The sequence below is a fragment of the Labrys sedimenti genome (assembly GCF_034424805.1).
GTDB classification, from domain to species: Bacteria; Pseudomonadota; Alphaproteobacteria; order Rhizobiales; family Labraceae; genus Labrys; species Labrys sedimenti.
Window position 1 is genome coordinate 336,656 of the sequence record NZ_JAXOUF010000006.1, and the last position, 8,663, is coordinate 345,318.

Sequence of the window (8,663 nt, forward strand, 5' to 3'; positions counted from 1 at the left end):
CAGCACTTTCGAAACCCCGCTTCGGCGGGGTTTTTTGTTGCCTGTTCAAGGCTTGGGCGGAGCCGTCGACCCGCGGACCACCAGTTCCGTCGAAAATTGCTGCCGACCGGTTTCTTCGGGCGTGTCGAGAATTATCTCGACGGCGCGCTGGCCCATCGCCGCGATCGGCTGGGCGATGGTGGTGAGCGGCGGTTCGGAGAAGGCGCTTTCCGGCACGCCGTCGAAACCGATGACCGAAACGTCCTGCGGTACCGACAGGCCTTGCTGCTGCAGCCATTCGAGGGCGGCGAAGGCGATGCGGTCCGACATGGCCAGGAGAGCGGTCGGCGGCGCAGGGGTTTCAAAGAGCTGGGCCATCGCATCGAGGACGTCCGCCTCCTCGTTCTGCGTTTCGAAGATCGGCACGCCGGCGGTATCGATGTCATGCTCGGCAAGGGCGGCGAAATAGCCGAGCACCCGGTCGCGCGAACTCGAATAGATCGCGGCGTCGACTTCCCGCATGGTGGCAGGACCGGTGCGCTCGTCTGCAAAGGGCATGGACAGGATGGCGAAGCGCCGATGGCCGAGGCCGGCCAGGTGGTCGGCTGCTGCCTTGGCTCCGGCAAAATTGTCGACGCCGATGGCCGCGATGTTCTCGTCGCGCGTGCCCAGATGCAGGGCTACGAAAGGCAGCTGGCGCTCGCGCGTCAGCTCGACCAGCCGCGGCCCCTCGTCGATGCAGAACAGGATGAAGCCATCCACCAGGGCGCTCTGCACGTTCCAGGCGAGTTTCTGCTCATTCATGGCCGAGACCAGGGCGATGCCGGCACCCCTTTCGTCGCAGGCCTTGGAAATCGCCGCCATCATCAGGCGGGCGAACGGATCCTCGAAGAAATAGGAGAGGGGTTCGGCGGTGACGATGCCGAGCGCGTTGACCTTGCCGGCACGCAGCAGGCGTCCCTTCGGATCGGGTCCGCGATAGCCGAGGGATGCGGCGACCGCCTCGACGCGCTCGCGGACTTCCGGTCGCACCAGGCGTGGGCGATTGAAGACGTTGGAGGCGGTGCCCTGCGACACGCCTGCCGCCTTCGCCACGTCGGCAAGCCGTATGACTTTGTCCAAAGGCATCTCCCATCGTGCCTGCACGCGGCGAGGCGAAAGCGGCGGTGCCGCGATTGCAGCCGGCACGAGACGCGCCAGCAGACACATCACTCTAACATGCGATTGGATCGATTCAATTTTGCTTGACCGGAGTTCATTTTCGAGTTATCGATTGAATCGATTCAATAAAATGCAAAGCCACCTGTTTCCCGTAACTTGCGGTAAGTTTTGGATAATTTATTGAATCGATTCAATAAATTAAAGAGGCGTACCGTCATGATTCCCTCGAGCTATTTTTTCAAGACGGCCTATCGGCGTCGCTGGGAACGGCCGGTGATGCCGGAACCGGATGCGCCGGCACAGACGCGACGGGCCTGGTACAGCACCCTGGCGACGGCCATCAGCAATTGGCGCGCACCCAGGCCCTCCGGGCGGGGCGGGCGTGGGAAACGGTCATGAAGGGGCGATAGGATCGCTGTCGTCATCGCGCGATCGCCGCGGCTGTCATGCCGGGCGTTTGCGGCGCCCATCGGCCTGGGGCAAGGTCGGCTTCGATCGAATCGGAGCGGTGCCATGTCCGTCAGCGTCAGCGATATCTGGTTCAAGGGGTATCGCTCCCTGCGCTCCATCCATTTCGAGGTCGGTGATCTCAGCGTGTTTGTCGGCGCCAACGGCACCGGCAAGACCAATCTCTACCGGGCGCTGCAACTGATCCAGGCGGCGGCACAGGGCAGCTTCGCCCATGAGCTGGCACGGGAGGGGGGATTGGCCGCTGCGCTATGGGCCGGTACGCGCCCGAGGAACGAACCTGTCCGCATTCACCTCGACGTCGGCTTGAGCAGCGAGAGCGCCCGCTATCGCTACCGGATCGAGGCAGGGCTGGTGCAGCAATCCGGCGGCGTCATTCTCGGCACTGGCTTTCTCGGTGAGCCCCAGGTCAAGGTCGAGACCCTCAAATTCAGCCATCGCGGGCGCGAGCAGACGGTGCTGGAGCGCAAGGGACCGGTGGTTACCATTGCTGGCCAGGACGGCAAGCGGCGCCCCTTCGGCGTTCCCTTGCTTGCCTCCGAGACGGCGTTGGCGACGCTGCACGACGCCGATCGCCTCGCCGACATCGCCGCCGTGCGCCGCGCTCTCCTGGAATGGCGTTTCTATCACGGGCTGCGCACGGACCGCGATTCCGCGCTTCGTCGGCCCTGCTATGCGGTCACGACGCCAACCCTGGCCTCCGACGGCCATGATCTGGCGGCCGTGTTTGCCACGCTCGTCCATATCCGAGCGGATGCCGAAGCCCTGCAGACCTGTATCGGCGAGGCCTTTCCCGGCGCGCAGCTGGTGGTGCCGATGCCCGATCGCATGGCCTCTTTCGGCATGGTATTCCCCGATAATCCCAAGCGCGTTTACGAGGCGAGCGAACTCTCCGACGGCACGCTGCGCTATCTCGCGCTAGCGGGGGCGCTGCTGTCGGCCCGCCTGCCGCCCTTCATTGCCCTGAATGAGCCGGAAGCCAGCCTGCACCCCGATCTCCTGGTTCCGCTCGCCGGCATGATCGTGCGCGCCTCGCAGAGGGCCCAGATCTGGCTGGTGACCCATTCACAGGTCCTGGCGGATGCCATCGAAGACCTTTCCGGCATGCCACCGCACCGCGTGATCAAGCGCGATGGCGAGACCTGGCTCGAAGGCCTACGGCTGTCGGGCGATTTCGGCGAGGATGAATGAGGGCGGGGGCCTCAGCGCGCACCATATTGTTCGTCGCTGACCTGTTCGAGCCAGTCGACCGCCTTGCCGTCCAGCTGCTCCTGGATGGCGATATGCGTCATCGCCGTGGTGCTGGCGGCGCCGTGCCAATGCTTCTCGCCGGGCGCGAACCAGACCACGTCGCCCGGCCTGATCTCCTCGATCGGGCCGCCCTCGCGCTGAACCAGGCCGCAGCCGGCGGTCACGATCAGGGTCTGGCCGAGGGGATGGGTATGCCAGGCGGTGCGGGCGCCGGGTTCGAAGGTGACGCGGGCGCCGACGGAGCGGGCCGGCTGAGGTGCGCTGAACAGCGGATCGATGCGAACAGTCCCCGTGAACCAGTCCGCAGGCCCGCGTCCGGAAGGCTGCGAGCCACTCCGTTTGATTTCCATGACGATCCTCGCGCTCGATGTGAGAAGGCCGGATCTTAGCGGCGAAGGCAGCATGGCGATAGTCCATTCGAGCCCGCCTCCCGCCACTAATGGCGAGAGGCGGGCCCGACCTGGAACGGTGCTGCAGGATCAACCAGCGAGCCGGCGATCACCTCGATCTCGGCCAGCACTATGCGAGCGACCTATTGGGTCACCGCTTCCGAGGCGTATTTGAAGGCTGGGGCCGCCTCAAGCTGCTCCTTGGTCATCGCCAGCATGCCCCGGGCGGGATAATCCCGCACCTGGTTGACGGGCTGGGTCTCGGGGGTACTAGGTGCTGCCGATGGGGTGCCGGCAGGTGCTGGAGCGCCCGCGCCGGGCTGGGCCGGGGCCGGTGCCATGTCGGACCAGGTTATGGCGGTGTAGGGCAGGGCGACATTCTTTTCCCCGATGCCCAGGAAGCCGCCGACGCCGATGACGACACCGACCACTGTGCCTTTCTTGTCGACCAGCACGTCGTTGACATTGCCGATATTCTCATCCTTGGCATTGTAGATCTTCACGCCGACGAGCTGGCTGGCCCGATATTGGCCGGGCTCGGCCTTGGTAACGAAGGAAACGGCGCCCGTCGCGGCAGGGGTGGTCTGCTGCGCCAAAGCCGTGGCGGGCAGCCCCAACAAGGTGACGAAGGCGATAGTGTAAGTGGCTTTTCTCGGGATCATGGACACCTCCTTTGATGAGCCGTTCCACTCCACCGAACCACACTGGCGATGCGATGTTCCGATCGGGCTGCTTCGACGGCCCCGATGCGGAGCCGTAGTGACGTCATCGGGCATATTCCCTTTGTCACGCATTGCCCTTAAAGCCAGGGGCGACATTCGTTAAGCGAAGCAGCGCCAGAGCAAAGTGCGATTTCTTCGAATCGTACTTTCTCTCTACCTCTTTGTTTTGACGCGTTTTCTTAGTCGAAAAGTCCATCAGCTTTTCTGAAAGACGCTTTGGAGGAGATTCCCATGGCTGGCCCGACCGACGATCCGCTTCGTCCGCGCCCGACCGATAATGCCGTCTTCCGCAAGGAGGTGCTCGGTGGCGCCACCGAGCCGACCTATGGCGGCATCCTGTCGTTCATGCGTCGGCGTTTCCAGCGCGACCTCACCGGTATCGACGTCGCCGTCTGGGGCATTCCCTTCGACGCGGCTGTCTCCAACCGGCCCGGCGCCCGCTTCGGACCGCAAGGGGTTCGGCGGGCCTCGGCGATCTTCGACGGCGACCCGCAATATCCTTTCCACGCCGATCCGTTCGAGAACCTCGCCGTGGTCGATTATGGCGATTGCTCCTTCGACTATGCGCGCCATGGCGAGATCCCGGCCTGCATCGAGGCGCAGGCGCGCGATATCATCGACACCGGCACCATGCTGTGCTCCATCGGCGGCGATCACTACGTCACCTGGCCGTTGCTCAAGGCCCATGCCGCCAAGCATGGCCCGATGGCGCTGGTGCATTTCGACGCCCACCAGGACACCTGGTATGACGACGAGGGGCGCATCGACCACGGCTCCTTCGTGGCGCGCGCCGTGCGCGAGGGCATCATCCGGCCCGATCGTTCCATCCAGATCGGCATCCGCACCCATGCGCCGGACGATTGCGGCATCGAGATCCTCTATGGCGAGGATCTGGAAACACTCAGCGTCGCCGAGGTGGTCGAGCGCGTCCGCCAGCGGGTCGGCGATGCTAAGGCCTATATCACCTTCGATATCGACTGCCTGGATCCAGCCTATGCGCCCGGTACCGGCACCCCGGTCGCCGGTGGTCCATCCTCACGCCAGGCCCTGATGATCCTGCGCCGGCTCGGCTTCCTCGACATCGTCGGCTGCGACCTGGTGGAGGTCGCGCCCGCCTATGATCACGCCGATATCACCGCGATTGCGGGCGCAACGGTGGTCCAGCATTATCTGGGCTTGATTGCTGAGCGGAAGCAGGGCAAAGCCGGGACATGAACAAAGATCGTAAAAACTCTCTGACCTACGCCGATGCCGGTGTCGATATCGACGCCGGCAACGCCATGGTCGATGCCATCAAGCCCCTGGTCCGGGCTACCCGCCGTGTCGGCGCCGATGCCGAGATCGGTGGTTTCGGCGGCCTGTTCGACCTCAAGGCCTGTGGCTTCAAGGATCCCGTCCTGGTTGCGGCCAATGACGGTGTCGGCACCAAGCTGAAAGTGGCGATCGAGACCGGCATTCATGACACGGTCGGGATCGACCTGGTGGCGATGTCGGTGAACGACCTGGTGGTGCAGGGCGCCGAGCCGCTGTTCTTCCTCGATTACTTCGCCACCGGCAAGCTCGCGCCGGGGCAGGGCGTCGCCATCGTCAAGGGCATCGCCGATGGCTGCAAGGATGCCGGTTGCGCGCTGATCGGCGGCGAGACCGCCGAGATGCCCGGCATGTATGCCGATGGCGACTATGACCTTGCCGGCTTCGCGGTCGGCGCCGTGGAGCGCGATGCCATCCTGCCGCGCGGCAGCGTGGCCGAAGGCGACGTCATCCTTGGGCTGGCTTCGTCGGGACCGCATTCCAACGGCTACTCGCTCATCCGCAAGATCGTCGAGCTCTCCGGTCTCGGCTGGGACGCGCCCGCCCCCTTTGCCGAGGGCAAGACTCTCGGCGAAGCGCTGCTGACGCCGACGCGCATCTATGTCAAGCCGCTGCTGGCGGCGCTGAAGGCGACGGGCTCTGCCGTGAAGGCGCTCGCCCACATCACCGGTGGCGGCTTCCCGGACAATATTCCGCGCGTGCTGCCGGATGGTATCGCCGCGTCCATCGACCTCTCCTCCTTCACGCCGCCGCCGGTCTTCGGCTGGCTGTCGCGTACGGGCGGCGTCGAAGCCCACGAGATGCTGCGCACCTTCAATTGCGGCATCGGCATGATCGTGGTCACGGCCGCCGCCGATGCGGCAGCGGTGGAGTCGGCTCTCGCTGAAGCCGGCCTGCCGCCGGTTCGCCTGGGCACGGTGGCAAGGCAGGAAGGTGCCGAGCGGGTCGTCTATCGCGGCACGCTGACGCTATGAAGGGACGCAAGCGCGCTGCCATCCTGATCTCGGGGCGCGGTTCCAACATGGCTGCGCTCATCGAGGCTGCGAGGAATCCGTCCTATCCGGTTGAGATCGCTGCCGTTATCTCCAATCGACCGGAAGCGCCGGGTCTGGCACGGGCGCGCGAGGCCGGCCTCATCGCCGAGGCTATAGACCACAAGGCTTTTGCCAGCCGTTCCGATTTCGAAGCGGCGCTGGAAGCGCGACTGGAAGCGCATGTCGTCGATCTCGTGGTGCTGGCAGGCTTCATGCGCCTGATGACGGCGCCTTTCGTCCAGAGCTGGGCTGGGCGCATGATCAACATCCATCCGGCCCTGCTGCCGGCCTTTCCGGGGCTCGCCACCCATGAGCGCGCGCTCGAGGCGGGGGTACGCCTGCATGGCTGCACCGTCCACTATGTCACGCCCGGCATGGATGAAGGGCCGATCATTGCGCAAGCAGCAGTACCCGTACTGCCGGGCGATACGGCTTCGGATCTCGCAGCGCGCGTGCTCTATGCCGAGCACAGGCTCTACCCAACCGCTCTTGCCCGCGTGGCGCGCGGCGAGGCACCGGTCATGGGCGAGCGCGTCGAGATCGCGCCCGGCGATCTCCTGTTCTGCGAGTGACATCGGCGGGCGCGTTGGCGCCCTATTAAAGCGCGTTACGGGCTTAGCCTTTTCATATGGAATTTTCGAGGAACCAGAATGTCGATCATCAACGGTGTCGCGCTTCGCATGAAGAAGGGAACGGCTCTGTCATCAGCCGCAGCGTGCTGTGCCGTCATGCTGGCTCTCGCGGGTGCTGCGCCGGCGTTGGCCGAACCGGCCACCGCCGAAGGCGCGCGCAAGCTGACTGAGACATTCCAGTCCTATATCGGTCCCGTGCCGTTCGAGAAGGGTTTCATCACCATCGCCCCCAAGGACGATGGCTATGACGTGACCCTCTCCTTCGACGGCAGCAAGCTCGACAAGGACAAGGACAAGGACAAGGGCAAGGGCGTCGGCGAGGTGGCCCGTATCAATCCCTATATCGTCAGGCTGACGCCACAGCCCGACGGCAGATGGGCGGTGAAGAGCGGCCCGGCTCCCATCGCTGTGGCCTGGAGCAGGGAGTGGGAGGGCAGTACGGAGACCGGCAGCCTGAATTTCGCTGCCTGCGCCAGCCAAGGCGTATTCGCTCCCAAGCTGATGAGCTTCGAGACCCTGGTGGCCGGTTGCGATGGCAGCACCGCGGCCGTGCGCAATCACGATGCCGATGTCGATTTGTCGACCGGCAAGTTCGGTTTCCAGACCACCAGCAAGGCCGACGAGGCCGATGGCGTCGACGTCAAATTCGACAGCAAGCTTGAGGGGTTGAAGGGCAAGGTCCAGGACAAGAAGGATCGGCAATTCCCGGTTGCGTTCGAACTGGCCAGCGGCCAGCAGACGCTTTCGGCGACCGGCATGCGCTTTGCCGCGATCTACGATCTCGTCGCCTTCCTGCGCGACCATCCCTCCAAGGGGGAGATCGTACTGGCGCAGGAGGAACTCAAGACCAAGCTGCGGACAGCATTGCCGTTCTGGCGCGAGGTTGCGAGCACCTCGAGCATCGAGGGGCTCGGGGTCAACCTGCCTTTCGGTCAGGTCAAACTGGCGAAGGCCACCCAGGCCTATAGCCTCACCGGGCTGGTGAAGCAGGGCTACTATTCCGATGCGCTGAACTATTCCGGTCTAGTGATCCCAGAGGTGATAGTGCCCGAATGGGCTCGCTCGCTGATCCCGGCCGAGGCGAACTATTCCACCAAGCTGTCCTTGAACGGTCTCGACGGCATGGCGGACGTGCTGATCCGCGGCCTCGATGCCACGCAGGACCCGCCCTTCAGCAAGATGATGGCCGTGGCGCTGATGACCCGGCTGCTCGACGGCGATCTCAACTACAAGCTTGATTTCAACGTCGCCGCTCCCGCCTATACCCTCAAGGGTGACGGCAGCGCGGCTGTCAATCCGGAGCCGACGGCGAGCCTTGCAGTCGCCGCCACTGGTTTCGATGCGGTGCTCGAAGGCCTCAGCAAGGCCGATGCCGAGGACGCGCGCAAGGCGGTGTTCTTCCTCTCCTTCGTGAAGGGGCTCGCCAAGGAAGAGGGGAACGGGCAGCTAGTCTGGAACGTCTCCTATGACATCGTCACCCATAGCGTGAAGGTCAACGACCAGGTCTTCCGCCTGCCGCAGCCCGATTAAGTCAAGCCTAAAGCGCTTTGTGATTTCTCGGGATCACCGAGAATCGCAAAGACGCGTCGGAACAAAGAGTTAGAGCAAACAAGCGTTCGCGTGTGAACGCGCTTTGCTCTAGGAATTGTGGACACTTATCTGATCCATAGGACAGTAGCAGCGAGAGTTACGACGGCGAGATAATTTCTAGCGGTT

At 64.1% G+C, this 8,663-nt stretch carries 9 protein-coding genes; 5 read left to right on the top strand and 4 right to left on the bottom strand.

Going from position 1 to position 8,663, the window contains the following annotated elements:
• Positions 1–45: 45 nt before the first annotated feature.
• Positions 46–1,101 (bottom strand): LacI family DNA-binding transcriptional regulator, encoded by a 1,056-nt coding sequence (locus U1R88_RS20275; RefSeq protein ID WP_322432859.1) that lies wholly within the window; start codon positions 1,099–1,101, stop codon positions 46–48.
• 287 nt (positions 1,102–1,388) lie between these two features.
• Positions 1,389–1,565, bottom strand: coding sequence for a hypothetical protein (locus tag U1R88_RS20280; protein WP_322432860.1), 177 nt, complete (start codon positions 1,563–1,565; stop codon positions 1,389–1,391).
• Positions 1,566–1,653: 88 nt separating this feature from the next.
• Between U1R88_RS20280 and U1R88_RS20285 the strand changes: the two genes are divergently transcribed.
• A complete protein-coding gene (locus U1R88_RS20285; RefSeq protein WP_322432861.1) occupies positions 1,654–2,799 on the top strand; it encodes an AAA family ATPase in 1,146 nt (381 codons plus the stop codon).
• Between the two features lie 11 nt (positions 2,800–2,810).
• Here U1R88_RS20285 and U1R88_RS20290 read toward each other — a convergent pair whose 3' ends face one another.
• Both U1R88_RS20290 and U1R88_RS20295 read right to left on the bottom strand, forming a co-directional pair.
• A complete protein-coding gene (locus tag U1R88_RS20290) occupies positions 2,811–3,209 on the bottom strand; it encodes a (R)-mandelonitrile lyase (protein ID WP_322432862.1) in 399 nt (132 codons plus the stop codon).
• Positions 3,210–3,391: 182 nt separating this feature from the next.
• Positions 3,392–3,910: a PRC-barrel domain-containing protein gene (locus U1R88_RS20295; protein WP_322432863.1), complete on the bottom strand. Its 519-nt coding sequence runs from the start codon at positions 3,908–3,910 to the stop codon at positions 3,392–3,394.
• 291 nt (positions 3,911–4,201) lie between these two features.
• Here U1R88_RS20295 and speB point away from each other — a divergent pair, with 291 nt between their 5' ends.
• The 4 genes from speB to U1R88_RS20315 all read left to right on the top strand — a co-directional run bounded on the left by speB (position 4,202) and on the right by U1R88_RS20315 (position 8,477).
• Positions 4,202–5,185: an agmatinase gene (gene speB, locus U1R88_RS20300; protein WP_322432864.1), complete on the top strand. Its 984-nt coding sequence runs from the start codon at positions 4,202–4,204 to the stop codon at positions 5,183–5,185.
• Positions 5,182–6,255, top strand: coding sequence for a phosphoribosylformylglycinamidine cyclo-ligase (gene purM, locus U1R88_RS20305; RefSeq protein WP_322432865.1), 1,074 nt, complete (start codon positions 5,182–5,184; stop codon positions 6,253–6,255). Before speB ends, purM begins: the two co-directional genes overlap by 4 nt.
• Positions 6,252–6,887 carry a phosphoribosylglycinamide formyltransferase gene (purN, locus tag U1R88_RS20310; RefSeq protein ID WP_322432866.1) on the top strand — a complete coding sequence of 212 codons (636 nt, stop codon included), beginning with the start codon at positions 6,252–6,254 and terminating at the stop codon, positions 6,885–6,887. Before purM ends, purN begins: the two co-directional genes overlap by 4 nt.
• 78 nt (positions 6,888–6,965) lie before the next feature.
• Positions 6,966–8,477, top strand: a complete 1,512-nt coding sequence (locus U1R88_RS20315) for a hypothetical protein (RefSeq protein ID WP_322432867.1) — start codon at positions 6,966–6,968, stop codon at positions 8,475–8,477.
• Positions 8,478–8,663 lie beyond the last annotated feature (186 nt).